Origin of the sequence: Nocardioides bigeumensis, from assembly GCF_039531755.1 — a bacterium.
In the GTDB taxonomy this organism is placed as follows: Bacteria; Actinomycetota; Actinomycetes; order Propionibacteriales; family Nocardioidaceae; genus Nocardioides; species Nocardioides bigeumensis.
In genome coordinates this window covers 211,182-223,440 of sequence record NZ_BAAAQQ010000012.1, presented here as the reverse complement: position 1 = coordinate 223,440, position 12,259 = coordinate 211,182, and the positions used below count along the sequence as shown (strand labels likewise).

Sequence of the window (12,259 nt, the reverse complement as noted above, 5' to 3'; positions counted from 1 at the left end):
CGCCGGTGGTCGAGCAGCCGCCGGTGGTCGAGCAGCGAGCGCAGCGAGCGATCAGTCGAGACCACAGTCGAGACCACAGTCGAGACCATCCTCGTCGGGTGGTCTCGACTGCGCTCGACCACCGAAGGTCCGCGTCCCGCACAATGTCGCGGTGACGACTGCGCCGGGGCCCTCGCCAGCGGACCGGCGCGCGCTCCGGACCGCCGTGCCCGTCGCGCTGCTGCTCGCCGCACTGGCCTGCGTGGGCGTGACGATCCTGCTCGAGCTCCGCGTCGCGGCGGCCGACGTGCAGGGCAGTCTCGGCCCGGCGCTCGACACGAGCGGCCTGCTCGGTCTCGTGGGACTCGCCATGGTCGGCTGCGCCCTGGTGGTGCTGCGCCAGACGGCGTACCGGGGCTTCGGCTGGACCCTCGCCGCCGTCGGGATCTTCTGGCTCCTCGACGGGCTGTCCCAGTCGTACGTGCGCCTCGGCGTCGCGACCGACGAACCCATGAACGGCATGACCTTCGCGGTGTGGTTCCTCTACCGCTTCACCTCGCTCCTGCCGCTGACGATCGTGATCCTCCCGCTGCTCTTCCCCGACGGCCGCTTCACCTCGGGCGCGACCCGGGTCGCCGGCTGGGTGACCGTCACGGTGATGTCGGTCAGCGCGCTGGTCTACGTCGTCGTCCCGTCCGACGACGCGAGCCTCGACCTGGCCTACCCGCCGGGCATCGACCGCGACCCGACCACCATCTCGGCGCTCGGAGCGTACGCCGGCGCGATCGTCGACTCGGTCCAGGTCGTCGCGATCGCGCTGGGTCTGGTGGTTCCGGTCTGGTCCGTGACGGTGCGCTACCGCCGCTCCGTCGGCGTCGACCGCGACCGGATGCGCTGGCTGCTCTGGGGCGTGCTGGTCGCGGCCATGCTCGTCGTGGCCGCGCTGCTCGTGCGCGTCGAGGTGATCGGCGACGTCGCGCTCTTCCTCGTGGTCGTCCTGGTGCCGGTGGCCATGACGGTGGCCGTGGTCAACCCCGCACTCGTCCCGATCCAGGACCTGCTGGCCCGCACGACCGTGTACGGCGCGCTCGGGTTCGTCCTTGTCGTCGTCGACCTCGCAGCCGTGGCCGGCCTGACGGCCCTGATCGGCGACTCCCTCGACACGGGCCAGGTCGTGCTGGTCGTGCTGCTCGTCACCGTGCTGCTCTACGGACCCCTGCGGCAGTGGTTGGGCGGCTGGGTGCGCCGCCTGGTGCTCGGCGAGCGCGACGACCCCTACGACGTCGTCGCCGGTCTCGCCTCGACCCTCGAGACGGCCGACGACGGCGCGGCCCAGCTGGCCGCCGTCTCGCACGCCGTCGCCGGCGCGTTCGGCATCTCCTTCGTGAGCGTCGACGTCGACCGAGGCGGTGGCGAGAGGTTGGTGGCGACCTTCGGCGAGCGTCCGCCGGAGACCCGCACGCTGCCGATCAACTACCGCGACGTCGAGGTCGGGCGGCTCGTGCTGCCGGCCAGGGGCCTGCGCAGCCGGCTCAGCGGACGCGACGAGCGGCTGCTCGGCGACCTCGTCCGGCAGGCCGCGACGGCCGCGCGCACCAGCCGGCTGGCCGAGGAGCTGCAGGACTCGCGCGAACGACTGGTCGTCGCCCGTGAGGAGGAACGCCGCCGGATCCGCCGCGACCTGCACGACGGGCTCGGGCCTGCGATGAGCGGGGTGGTCTTCCAGCTCGAGAACGCGCGGATGATGGTCGACGGCGATCCCGACGGGGCCAAGGCCCAGCTGGTCCGGGCCCGCGGGCACGTGCAGGAGGTCGTCGCCGACGTACGCCGCCTCGTCCACGACCTGCGACCACCCGCCCTCGACGACCTCGGGCTGGTCGGCGCGCTGCGCCAGCAGGCAGCGAACACCAAGGCCCGCACCACGGTCGAGGCCGCCGAGGACCTCGGCCCGCTTCCGGCGGCCGTCGAGGTGGCCGCGTTCCGCATCGTCGGGGAGGCCCTCACCAATGTCGACCGCCACGCCGGGGCGACGACCTGCACGGTCCGGCTGCGCCGCGAGGCCGATGAGCTGCTGGTCGAGGTCACCGACGACGGCACCGGCATCGACGAGCGGGCCGAGGTGGGCGTCGGGCTGGTCGCGCTCCGCGAGCGCGCCGACGAGCTGGGCGGGCGCAGCGAGGTGACCTGTCCGCCGGGCGGCGGCACCAGCGTGCGAGCCTGGCTGCCAGTGAGAGAGGGGCGTGCGTGAGCGACATCCGCGTGGTCGTCGTCGACGACCACCAGATCGTGCGCGACGGGTTGGTGGCGCTGCTGGGCAACCTCGACGACGTCGAGGTGGTCGGGTCCGCCAGCGATGGGCGGGAGGCGTTGCACGTGGTCGCCCACGCCTCGCCCGACGTGGTGGTGATGGACATCCAGATGCCGCAGCTCGACGGCATCGAGGCGACCCGCTTCGTCACCGGCCGGCACCCCGGCGTACGCGTGGTGATGCTGACCATGAACGAGGACGACGAGACCATCCTGGCGGCCCTCCGCGCCGGAGCGTCGGGCTACCTGCTCAAGGGATCCGGCGCCGACGAGGTGCAGACCGCGATCCGCGCGGCCGCCGGCGGCGGGATGGTCTTCGGCGCCACGCTCGCTGGCCGGATCGCCGGGTTCTTCGCCACCGCGACCGCCGCGCCGGCCACGCCCGAGGAGCCCTTCCCGGACCTGTCCGACCGCGAGCGGACGGTGCTGCACCTCTTGGCCGCCGGCCGGTCCAACGACGACATCGCCGCCGAGCTCTACGTCTCCAGCAAGACCGTCCGCAACACGGTCTCGGCGATCTACGCCAAGCTGCACGCCGCAGGACGGGCCGAGGCGATCATCAAAGCCCGCGAAGCGGGCTACGGGCGCGACGAGTCGCACTAGCCTCTCGGCATGACCGACCGGGCTCAGGTCTTGGCAACGCTGCGTGACCGGCAGGCCGGCGACCTGCCGGTGCACGGCGGCCGCACGCTGGCCTACGTCTACGACTCCGGCCTTCCCGACGTCGACGCCGTCGGGCGCGAGGCGGTGGCGTCGTACGCCGGCACCAACGGGCTCGACCCGACCGCCTTCCCGAGCCTGCTGGCGATGGAGAACGAGCTGGTCGGCTTCGCTCTCGACCTCCTCGACGCGCCCGAGACCGCCGTCGGCACGGTCACCTCGGGCGGCACCGAGTCGTGCCTGCTCGCGGTGCAGGCAGCGCGCGACGCCCGGCCCGACGTAGACCGTCCGACCATGGTCGTGCCCGACACGGTGCACGCCGCCTTCCACAAGGCGGCGCACTACTTCGGCGTCGAGACGCGCGTGGTCCCGGTCGGCGCGGACTTCCGGGCCGACGCACGGGCCATGGCCGCCGCGATCGACGACAGCACCGTGCTGGTCGTGGGTTCCGCGCCGTCGTACGCGCACGGGGTCGTCGACCCGATCGCCGAGCTGGCCGCGGCGGCGAGCGCTCGCGGCGTCCGCTGCCACGTCGACGCGTGCATCGGCGGCTGGGTGCTGCCGTACGCCGCGCGCCTGGGCCGCGTCGTGCCGCCGTGGACGTTCGCGGTCGACGGCGTCACGTCGATCTCCGTCGACACCCACAAGTACGCCTACGCCCCGAAGGGCACCTCGCTCCTGCTGCACCGCGATCCGGCCGGACGGCGGCCGCAGTACTTCGCCTTCGCCGACTGGCCGGGCTACACGATGCTCAACTCGACGATGCAGTCGACGAAGTCCGGCGGTCCGCTGGCCGGGGCGTGGGCGGTGACCCAGACGCTGGGCGACGAGGGCTACCTGCGGCTCGCGGCGGAGACGTTCGACGCCGTCGACCGGATCGTGGCCGTCGTCGAGGCGCAGCCCGGTCTCTCCGTCCTGGTCGCGCCCGACTCGACGCTCGTGACGATCGCGACCGACGGCTCGTGCGACGCCTTCACCGTCTGCGACGAGATGGCCGCCCGCGGGTGGTTCGTGCAGCCGCAGATGTCGTACGCCGGGACCGCACCCACGATCCACCTGTCCGTGAGCGCGGCGACGGCCGCGCACCTGGACGACCTGGTCGTCTCCCTGGGCGAGTCCGTGGCGGCCGCGGCCGCGGCGGGACCGGTCGCCGTCGACGCCGACGTGGTGGCCTTCATCGAGGCGCTCGACCCCGCCGCGCTGTCGGACGCGGACTTCGACGGCCTGCTCGCGGCGTCCGGGCTCGTGGGCACCGACGACGCCGACCAGGGCGGTCTCGCCCTTCCCGACCGGATGGCCGGCGTGAACGCCCTGCTGGACGTCGCGTCGCCGCGGATGCGCGAGGCGCTCCTGGTCGCGTTCCTGGACCGGTTGGCCCGTCCCGTGCGCGGCAGCGGCGGGAGCTGACCGTGCGCAGGTGGCTGCGCCGGCTGCTGGTCGTGCTGGCCGTGCTCGTGCTCCTGGCCGTCGGCGGGGCCGTCGCCTTCGAACGCTTCGTCCTCCCCCACGACGACCTGGACGTCGTGGAGGCGGGGGCGCTGACCGTGGCGAGCGGGGTCGCGGGTGAGTGGGAGGTCGACGGGCTGACCGTCACGCTCAGCGCGGCCGAAGGCCTGAGCATCCGTGAGGGCGAACGTGTCGTGTGGGCGTCCGACAGGGGCGCCTTCGTCACCGGCGCACGCGGGTCGGTCGCCTGGGACGAGCGGCGCGGCTACTTCTGGCCCACGGTCACGATCGAGGACAGGCTCGGCGACCAGTCGGTCACCGGTGTGACCCCGACCGACGAGCAGGTGGAGATCACCGGCCGGCTCTCCGGCATCGGCAACGGCGCGCCGTACACGGTCACCGTGCGGCCGCGCGAGGCCGGCGGGGCCACGATCGACGTGGTGACCGATGGCGGGCTCTACGCCGTGGGACTCGTCTCCGGGAGGTCGGAGGGCGCCGGAGTGCACGGGTTCGGCGCGCAGACGGCCGGGTGGGACCTCGACGGCAGGCTGCTGCCGATCGTCGTGCGCGAGCAGGGCGTCGGGCGCGGCCAGCAACCGCTGACCTTCCTGGCCGACGTGACCAACGGCGGGGCGGGTGGGACCGAGGACATGACGTACGGCGCATGGTCCTCCTTCGTGACCGACGACCTGCGCGGCCTGCGGCTCGACCCGGACGAGGAGACCTCGCACGCGTTCGCCGTCGCCGACCTGCGCGACCCCGGGCGCGTCGTGCTCGAGGTCTGGAGCAACCGGCTGCGCGCCGAGGTCACCTCCGCGCTGGACCCGGCGGGCCTGGTGGCCGCGCAGCAGGGCGGACCGGCGGCGCCGCTGGCCGAGTGGCCGCTGGACGGGGCGATCGTCGGGCTCCAGGGTGGGACGACGGAGGTGCGCGAGCACCTCGACACCCTGCTCGCCGCGGACGCGGACATCTCCGCGGTGTGGATCCAGGACTGGACCGGGCGTCGGATCACGTCGTTCGGCGACCGGTTGTGGTGGACCTGGCAGCGCGACGACGCGTGGTACCCGGGCTGGAGAGGTCTCGTCCGCGACCTCGCGGAGCAGGACATCCAGGTGACGACGTACGTCAACCCGTTCCTGGTGGACGCGTCACTGCGCCCAGGAGGTGACGGCGGCATCCGCAACCTGTGGCAGGAGGCGGCCGACGCGGGCTTCCTGGTACGCCGCTCCGGCGACGGCACCTACGAGCTGGACCAGGGCGGGTTCGAGGCGTCGCTGGTTGACCTGACGAACGCGCGGGCGCGGTCGTGGTTCGCCGACGTGATCGCCGACGAGGTGCTCACCGACGGGGTGAGCGGCTTCATGGCGGACTTCGGTGAGGGACTGCCGTACGACGCCGAGCTGGACGACGGGCTTCCGGCGTATGCCCACAACCGGTGGCCGGCGCTGTGGGCGCGCACGGTCGCGCTGGCCTGCCGGCGCGCGGAGCTGCCCGACTGCGTGACGTGGATGCGCAGCGGCGCGCTCGGGCAGGCCCGCGACGTGCCGCTCTTCTGGGCCGGCGACCAGCTGGTCGACTGGAGCGAGCAGGACGGGCTGCCGTCCGCGCTGCACGCGATGCTGTCGGCCGGCGTCTCGGGCTGGCCGCTCGTGCACAGCGACGTCGGCGGCTACACGTCGGTCGACGCGGTGGTGCGCGACTACACCCGGTCCGAGGAGCTGCTGGAGCGCTGGGCCGAGCTCGAGGCGTTGGGGGTCGTGATGCGCACCCACGAGGGCAACCGGCCCGATGACAACGTGCAGGTCTACGACACGCCGGAGACGGCCGCGGCCTTCGCGAGCATGACGCGCCTGCACGCGGCGCTAGGTGAGTACCGGCGCGACGTGGTCGCCCGGGCCGCGGCAACCGGCGTACCTGCCCTGCGGCACGTGTGGTTCGCCGGGCCGCAGGCGTCGGCGGCCGACCAGGACGACATCTTCATGCTCGGCGACGCGCTGCTGGTCGCGCCGGTGCTCTCGGCCGGCGAGGACAAGGTGGAGCTCACCTTCCCGTCGGGCACGTGGACCCACGTCTGGACCGGCCGGGAGTACACCGCCGGCGAGACCGCCGAGGTCGAGGCCCCACTGGGCCGGCCCGCCGCCTTCGTCCTCGCCGACCACCCCTGGACCGACAACCTGCTGGACGCCTTCACCTTCCTCGACACCGGTCGATAGTCAGGACAGCCCACGCTCGGCCAGCCACTTGCGGGCGGCGGTCTTGGAGGCCCGGGCCAGCCAGGCGTCGTACACGGTCTCGGCGAGCTGGTCACGGTCGAGCTCGCCGATCCGGCTGCCCCGGAGCAGCACCGACGGGTGGCCGTCGAAGTGCGGGGTGGTGAAGAAGGGCGTGCCCTCCTCGGAGAGGATCTCGCGCTTGGCGCCCTCGTCGGCGACCCAGAAGACGATGACGTCGTCGTAGCGCTCGCCCGTCTCCGGGTCGAAGGCGTCGGGCCGCCGGCTGCGGAAGAAGATGAAGCTGCGCCCGGCGACCTGATAGACGCCCTGGCCGCCCTCGACGACCTTCGTGCCCGGCATCGACAGGGCGATCTCGCGGACGTCGCTGACGCGGGCACGCCTCGGCGCTCGTGGGCGGCGGGTCACCTCGGCACTGTACGGTCCCGGCATGAGCGCGCCCTCGGGATCGGCATTGGCGGGACTCGTGGACAAGGGCCTGATGGCCCCCGACTGGGCTGAGGCGCTGGCGCCGGTCGACGAGCAGATCGCGACGATGGGGCGGTTCCTGCGCGAGGAGGTCGCCGCCGGCCGTCCCTACCTGCCCGCCGGCGACGCGATCCTGCGGGCCTTCGCGCGACCGCTGGCCGAGGTGCGGGTGCTCGTCGTGGGGCAGGACCCCTACCCCACGCCCGGGCACCCGATCGGGTTGTCCTTCGCGGTCGCCCGCGACGTACGTCCGCTGCCGGGCAGCCTGCGCAACATCTACCAGGAGCTGCGCACGGACGTCGGCATCGAGCCGCCTGCGCACGGTGACCTGACCGCATGGACCGAGCAGGGCGTGATGCTGCTCAACAGGGTGCTCACGGTCCGGCCCGGCGAGCCAGCCTCGCACCGGGGCCGCGGGTGGGAGGCCGTCACCGAGCGCGCGATCGAGGTGCTGGCCGCTCGGTCGGCCGCGGGCACGCCGATGGCGGCCGTGTTGTGGGGGCGCGACGCCCAGTCGCTCAAGGGGCTGCTCGGCTCGGTTCCGTGGGTCGAGTCCGCGCACCCGTCGCCGCTGTCGGCGTCGCGGGGGTTCTTCGGCTCCCGGCCGTTCTCCCGCGTCAACACGCTGCTCGAGGAGCAGGGCGGGGCGCCCGTCGACTGGGCACTGCCTGCGTGATCCCACGCAAGTTGAAAGTTGAACTATCGGGAGTAGCATGGTGTCCATGACTGACTCGTCGGGTCGCATGCCCGCGCTCTACATCGGCCACGGGGCCCCGCCCCTGCTCGACGACCCGCTGTGGTCGGGGCAGCTGGCCGCCTGGGCCCAGGACCTGCCGCGCCCGAAGGCGATCCTGATCGTGAGCGCGCACTGGGAGTCGGCGCCGGTGATGCTGAGCGCCAGCCAGGCGCCGCTGGTCTACGACTTCGGCGGCTTCGCGCCGCGCTACTACGAGATGACCTACGACACTCCCGACGCCACGGCGCTGGCCCAACGAGTGGCCGCGATGATGCCCGCGCACGAGCCGGTGCACCAGCACCCCAGCCGCGGCCTCGACCACGGCGCCTGGGTGCCGCTCAAGATCATGTATCCCGAGGCCGACATCCCCGTCCTGCAGATGTCGCTGCCCACCGACGACCCCACCAGGTTGCTGGCCCTCGGCGAGCGGCTCCGGCCGCTGCGCGACGAGGGCGTGCTCATCATCGGGTCGGGCTTCCTGACCCACGGCCTGCCGTTCCTCACCGAGTGGCGCATCGACGCCCAGGTGCCGGGCTGGTCGGCCGACTTCGACGCCTGGGCCGGCGAGGCGCTGGCCCGCGGCGACGTCGACGCGCTCGCGGCATACCAGCACCAGGCGCCCGGCATGCCCTACTCGCACCCGACCGTGGAGCACTACACCCCGCTCTTCGTCACCCTCGGTGCGGCCACCGACCCCGAGGCACCCGGCCTGCAGGTCATCGACGGCTTCTGGATGGGCCTCTCGAAGCGCTCGCTCCAGGTCGCCTGATCTCGACTGCGCTCGATCACCGCGACGCGCTCGATCACCGCGACGCGCACGATCACAGCGACGCGCGATCACCGGGACGCGCTCGATCACCGGGACGCGCTCGATCACTCGTCCTCGGTGAGCTCGTCGAGGGCGACGAGATCGGCCTCGGTCGGTAGCCAGCGCAACGCGGCCGCGTTGGCCCGCACCTGGTCGCCCGAGGTGACGCCGGCGATCACCGACGCGACCATCGGCTGCGCGGCCAGCCCGGCGATGGCGACGTCGAGGAGGGTCAGGTCGCGCTCCTCGGCGTACGCCGTCAGCGCGGTCACCCGCTCCCAGTCGGCGTCGCGCAACCACGCTGCCCGGTCGAGCTCCTGGTGGGCCCGCGACCCCTCCGGAGCCGGAGCACCGGGCTGGTACTTGCCGGTGAGCAACCCCCGCGCAAGAGGGAAGTAGGGCAGCACCCCGACGCCGTAGGCCTCGCAGGCCGGCACCACCTCGTCCTCCAGCTCGCGCTCGAGGAGGGAGTACTCGTTCTGCAACGAGACGAACCGTTCGAGCCCGGCGGTGCGGGCGGTCCAGTCGGCGTCGGCCAGCTGCCACGCGGAGAAGTTGGAGCACCCGATGTAGCGCACCTTGCCCTGCTGGACCAGGTCGGTGAGCGCCGACAGCGTCTCCTCGATCGGGGTCAGGTCGCACGGCACGTGCAGCTGGAAGAGGTCGAGGTGGTCGGTCTGGAGACGACGCAGGCTGCCCTCGACGGCGCGCATCACGTAGGCCCGGCTGCCGCGGGCGCCGAGGGCCGGACCGGGCTCGCTGTGGCCGAACTTGGTGGCCAGCACGAACTCGTCGCGCTGCCCCTCGAGCGCCGCGCCCAGGAGCTCCTCCGAACCACCGAACGTGCCGCCGTAGACGTCGGCGGTGTCGAGGAAGGTGATCCCGGTGTCGCGCGCCGCGGCCACGATCTCGGCGACACCGTCGGCGTCGACGCGGCGGGAGAAGGCGTTGCAGCCGATGCCGACCGCGCTCACCAGCAGGCCGGAGTCGCCCAGCGGGCGGTAGGTCATCTCCATGAGGGCGACCCTAGGGCGCGGCGCCTGACTCGAGGCGGTCGAGGTCGCGCACGCAGAACGAGTGGTGCGCCCACTCCTCGTTGAGCACGACGTGCAGGCAGTCCAGCAGGGTTCTGCCCGGCTGCGGAGCCGGGAACGAACCAGCGGGCAGCTCGCGCACCGGCGCGCCCACGGTGTCAGGGGTCGCCGCCACCAGCACCCGGGTCACGAAGTCGACGCGCTCCGCGTTGACGGCCAGCACCTCGTCCAACGTCACGTGCGCGTCGGGGTCGAGTCCGAGCTGCCTGCCGTCCATGAACGACGCGCCGAGCCCCAGCGGGTGGTAGGCGAGCGGCCCGTCCAGGACATGGCCGCGGAGCCACGCGTCGGCGACGAAGACCAGGTGGCGCAGGGTCTGCACCGCGGACCACTCGCCGCCCACGCTCGTCTGCGCGGCCCCCTCCCCCATCCGGCGCAGCCGCTCGGTCGTCACGGCCCAGCCGGCCTGGAGCACCATCCAGGCCTCTCGCAGGTCGTCGAGGTCGTCCGACCTCAGCAGGACCCGGACCGGCTCGCGGCGGTCGAGCTCGGCCTCGACGTACGCCGTCACCTCGACGCCGTTCACCGTCAGGTTGGTGATCAGCCCGTCGAGCTCGACGTCGCGCATCACCACGCCGACGAAGCGCGACTTGTCGAGCACGGTCTCGCGGACCACCCACCCCGTGAGGTCGAGGTCGTCGACGTCAGGGTGGTCGTCAGTCATCCTGCGCCTCGATGAGGTCGAGGTCGCGCAGCGTGTAGTGCAGGTGCCACCACTCCTCCTCGGGGACCACCTTGACCGCCTCGAGCGCGGAGTACTCCGGCTGGTGCGGCGGCCACCCGTTCGTCGTCAGGTCGGGTCGCGGCGCCGCGCCCTGCTCCGGGGTGGCGTCCCGCAGCCAGACCGTGACCTCGTCGACCCGCTCCCGCCGCTGCGCCAGCACCTCGTCGAGCGTCGGGTCGGCGTCGGCGTCGAGGCGGGCGTCGACCTCCGGCAGGTGGCCCGGCTCGAGCCAGCTGCCCGGGATGCCGAGCGCGCCGTAGGGCGTCTCCTGGCCCAGCGCGCCACGACGGAACCACGCGTCGTGCGCGAAGAGCAGGTGCCGCAGCGTCTCGATCGGCGACCACTCGTCGTTGACGCTACGCCGCTCGAGCCCGGGCGTGCGGCGGAGCCGCTCGATCGTGGCCGTCCACTGCTGCTGGAGGAGCCGCCAGCCCTCGCGCAGCTCGTCGAGGTCGCCGGACCGGAGCAGGCGGCGCTCGGGGTGGCGTCGGTCGAGCTCCGCCTCGACATAGCCCGCCACGTTCACGCCGTTGATGGTGAGCCCGCCGATGTTGTGACTCTCGATCGTGACGCCGAGCATGCTGGCGCCCACGAAGCGGGCGCCGTCGAGCAGCACCTCGCGGAACTCCGCACCCGACAGGTCCCTGTCGACGAAACGCTCCATGGCAGGCACCCTAGGTCCGGACGTCGACAAGTGGCTGCGTCCGCTGGGGGAGCCGGGGAGGTGAGGCGTGGCGCACGACGTGACGGCAGCCGCGCCCGCCCGGCCCTTCGCGCCGAGCCCCCTCGACCGGTTGGTCGACGCGATCCGCCGCGGCCGCGTCCCACCGCACCTGCTCTACGCCGCGCTCGCGCTCGTCCTCGTGCTGACGGTCGTCGCCGTGACGTGGGCGGACGGCACGTTTCCGGACGACTTCCGCTTCATCCACGTGATGCTGCCGGTCTACGCGATGGCCCTGCTGCCGTCGTACCACTATCGCAACGACGTCGCCGTCCGCGCCTTCGCGCAGACCCGCCCGCTCCTCGTGGGAGACGAGCAGGAGCTGGCGGCGCTGGAGTTCCGGCTCGTGCACCTGCCGACCCGCACCCTGGTGGCGGGTGCGACCGGCGGCCTGCTCCTCCTCGCCGCCGCGATGGCCATCCGCCCGGAGGACTCCGACGAGCGGCTCGCGATGATGACCTCGCCGGCTGCCTCGGTCGTGGAGGGCGCCCTGCAGCTGCTCGTGTGGACGGGGGTCGGCATCACGACGGCGCACATCCTCACCCAGATCCGCGTCGTCAACGAGATCTACACCCGTCACGTGCGCGCAGACCTCTTCACGCTCGGACCGTTGTACGCCCTGTCGCGACTGGCGGCGGTCAACACCCTCTTCACCGTCGCGGTCGTCGTCGTGGCCTCGCTCGCCCTGTCGCAGCTGGCGACCACGGCGCAGTGGGCCGCGATCGGCGGCGCGGCGCTCCTGCTCGCCGCCGCGTCGTTCCTGGCTCCCGTCTGGGGCGCGCACCGCCTCCTCTCTCAGCAGAAGACCCGCCATCGCGATGCGCTGCGTCGACGCAGTGCCCGCACCCTGGATCGGCTGCAGGAGCTCGTCGACGAGGGCGACTTCGAAGGCGCCGCGGCCCTGAACGACGTGATCGCCGCCCTGACCGCCGCGGACAAGGCGGTCGACGACGTCTCCACCTGGCCGTGGGACGTCGACACCGGTCGTGCCGTCGTCACCGGGCTGCTCGCCCCGATCGTGATCTGGCTGGTGACCACCGTGCTCGACCGGCTCGCCTTCTGAGCGCTGCGCCGCGGGTGCGACG

11 protein-coding genes are annotated in these 12,259 nt (G+C 73.0%); 7 read left to right on the top strand and 4 right to left on the bottom strand.

Features of this window, described 5'->3' with window-relative positions:
- Nucleotides 1-151 precede the first annotated feature (151 nt).
- The 4 genes from ABD295_RS13560 to ABD295_RS13545 are packed head-to-tail and all read left to right on the top strand — an operon-like array spanning nucleotide 152 to nucleotide 6,605.
- The gene (locus tag ABD295_RS13560) at nucleotides 152-2,227 is read left to right on the top strand and encodes a sensor histidine kinase (RefSeq protein ID WP_344304287.1); all 2,076 of its coding nucleotides are present in this window, start codon (nucleotides 152-154) and stop codon (nucleotides 2,225-2,227) included.
- Nucleotides 2,224-2,889 (top strand): response regulator transcription factor, encoded by a 666-nt coding sequence (locus ABD295_RS13555; RefSeq protein WP_344304286.1) that lies wholly within the window; start codon nucleotides 2,224-2,226, stop codon nucleotides 2,887-2,889. Before ABD295_RS13560 ends, ABD295_RS13555 begins: the two co-directional genes overlap by 4 nt.
- 9 nt (nucleotides 2,890-2,898) lie before the next feature.
- A complete protein-coding gene (locus tag ABD295_RS13550; protein ID WP_344304285.1) occupies nucleotides 2,899-4,353 on the top strand; it encodes a pyridoxal phosphate-dependent decarboxylase family protein in 1,455 nt (484 codons plus the stop codon).
- Between the two features lie 2 nt (nucleotides 4,354-4,355).
- Nucleotides 4,356-6,605 carry an alpha-glucosidase gene (locus ABD295_RS13545; RefSeq protein WP_344304284.1) on the top strand — a complete coding sequence of 750 codons (2,250 nt, stop codon included), beginning with the start codon at nucleotides 4,356-4,358 and terminating at the stop codon, nucleotides 6,603-6,605.
- Here ABD295_RS13545 and ABD295_RS13540 read toward each other — a convergent pair whose 3' ends face one another.
- Entirely contained in the window at nucleotides 6,606-7,031 is a 426-nt protein-coding gene (locus ABD295_RS13540; protein ID WP_344304283.1) for a hypothetical protein, read from the bottom strand. It abuts the gene before it with no gap.
- Nucleotides 7,032-7,053: 22 nt separating this feature from the next.
- Between ABD295_RS13540 and ABD295_RS13535 the strand changes: the two genes are divergently transcribed.
- Together ABD295_RS13535 and ABD295_RS13530 are read left to right on the top strand one after the other, a co-directional pair.
- Nucleotides 7,054-7,767 carry a uracil-DNA glycosylase gene (locus ABD295_RS13535; RefSeq protein WP_344304282.1) on the top strand — a complete coding sequence of 238 codons (714 nt, stop codon included), beginning with the start codon at nucleotides 7,054-7,056 and terminating at the stop codon, nucleotides 7,765-7,767.
- Nucleotides 7,768-7,813: 46 nt separating this feature from the next.
- Complete coding sequence (locus tag ABD295_RS13530) at nucleotides 7,814-8,596, top strand: dioxygenase family protein (protein ID WP_344304281.1); 783 nt, start codon at nucleotides 7,814-7,816, stop codon at nucleotides 8,594-8,596.
- 104 nt (nucleotides 8,597-8,700) lie between these two features.
- Here ABD295_RS13530 and ABD295_RS13525 read toward each other — a convergent pair whose 3' ends face one another.
- From ABD295_RS13525 to ABD295_RS13515, 3 genes are read right to left on the bottom strand one after another with little or no spacing between them, the layout of a single operon-like run.
- Complete coding sequence (locus ABD295_RS13525; protein ID WP_344304280.1) at nucleotides 8,701-9,651, bottom strand: aldo/keto reductase; 951 nt, start codon at nucleotides 9,649-9,651, stop codon at nucleotides 8,701-8,703.
- 10 nt (nucleotides 9,652-9,661) lie between these two features.
- On the bottom strand, nucleotides 9,662-10,393 hold the full coding sequence (locus tag ABD295_RS13520) for a DinB family protein (protein ID WP_344304279.1): 732 nt from the start codon (nucleotides 10,391-10,393) through the stop codon (nucleotides 9,662-9,664).
- The gene (locus ABD295_RS13515) at nucleotides 10,386-11,117 is read right to left on the bottom strand and encodes a DinB family protein (RefSeq protein ID WP_344304278.1); all 732 of its coding nucleotides are present in this window, start codon (nucleotides 11,115-11,117) and stop codon (nucleotides 10,386-10,388) included. Before ABD295_RS13515 ends, ABD295_RS13520 begins: the two co-directional genes overlap by 8 nt.
- Before the next feature lie 67 nt (nucleotides 11,118-11,184).
- Here ABD295_RS13515 and ABD295_RS13510 point away from each other — a divergent pair, with 67 nt between their 5' ends.
- The gene (locus ABD295_RS13510; RefSeq protein WP_344304277.1) at nucleotides 11,185-12,237 is read left to right on the top strand and encodes a hypothetical protein; all 1,053 of its coding nucleotides are present in this window, start codon (nucleotides 11,185-11,187) and stop codon (nucleotides 12,235-12,237) included.
- Nucleotides 12,238-12,259: the final 22 nt, after the last annotated feature.

Excerpts from the sequence above, each read along its gene's own strand:
- ABD295_RS13550 (WP_344304285.1), top strand. The coding sequence starts at position 2,899 with ATGACCGACCGGGCTCAGGTCTTGGCAACGCTGCGTGACCGGCAGGCC.
- ABD295_RS13535 (WP_344304282.1), top strand. The coding sequence starts at position 7,054 with ATGAGCGCGCCCTCGGGATCGGCATTGGCGGGACTCGTGGACAAGGGC.
- ABD295_RS13530 (WP_344304281.1), top strand. The coding sequence starts at position 7,814 with ATGACTGACTCGTCGGGTCGCATGCCCGCGCTCTACATCGGCCACGGG.
- ABD295_RS13525 (WP_344304280.1), bottom strand. The coding sequence starts at position 9,651 with ATGGAGATGACCTACCGCCCGCTGGGCGACTCCGGCCTGCTGGTGAGC.
- ABD295_RS13520 (WP_344304279.1), bottom strand. The coding sequence starts at position 10,393 with ATGACTGACGACCACCCTGACGTCGACGACCTCGACCTCACGGGGTGG.
- ABD295_RS13515 (WP_344304278.1), bottom strand. The coding sequence starts at position 11,117 with ATGGAGCGTTTCGTCGACAGGGACCTGTCGGGTGCGGAGTTCCGCGAG.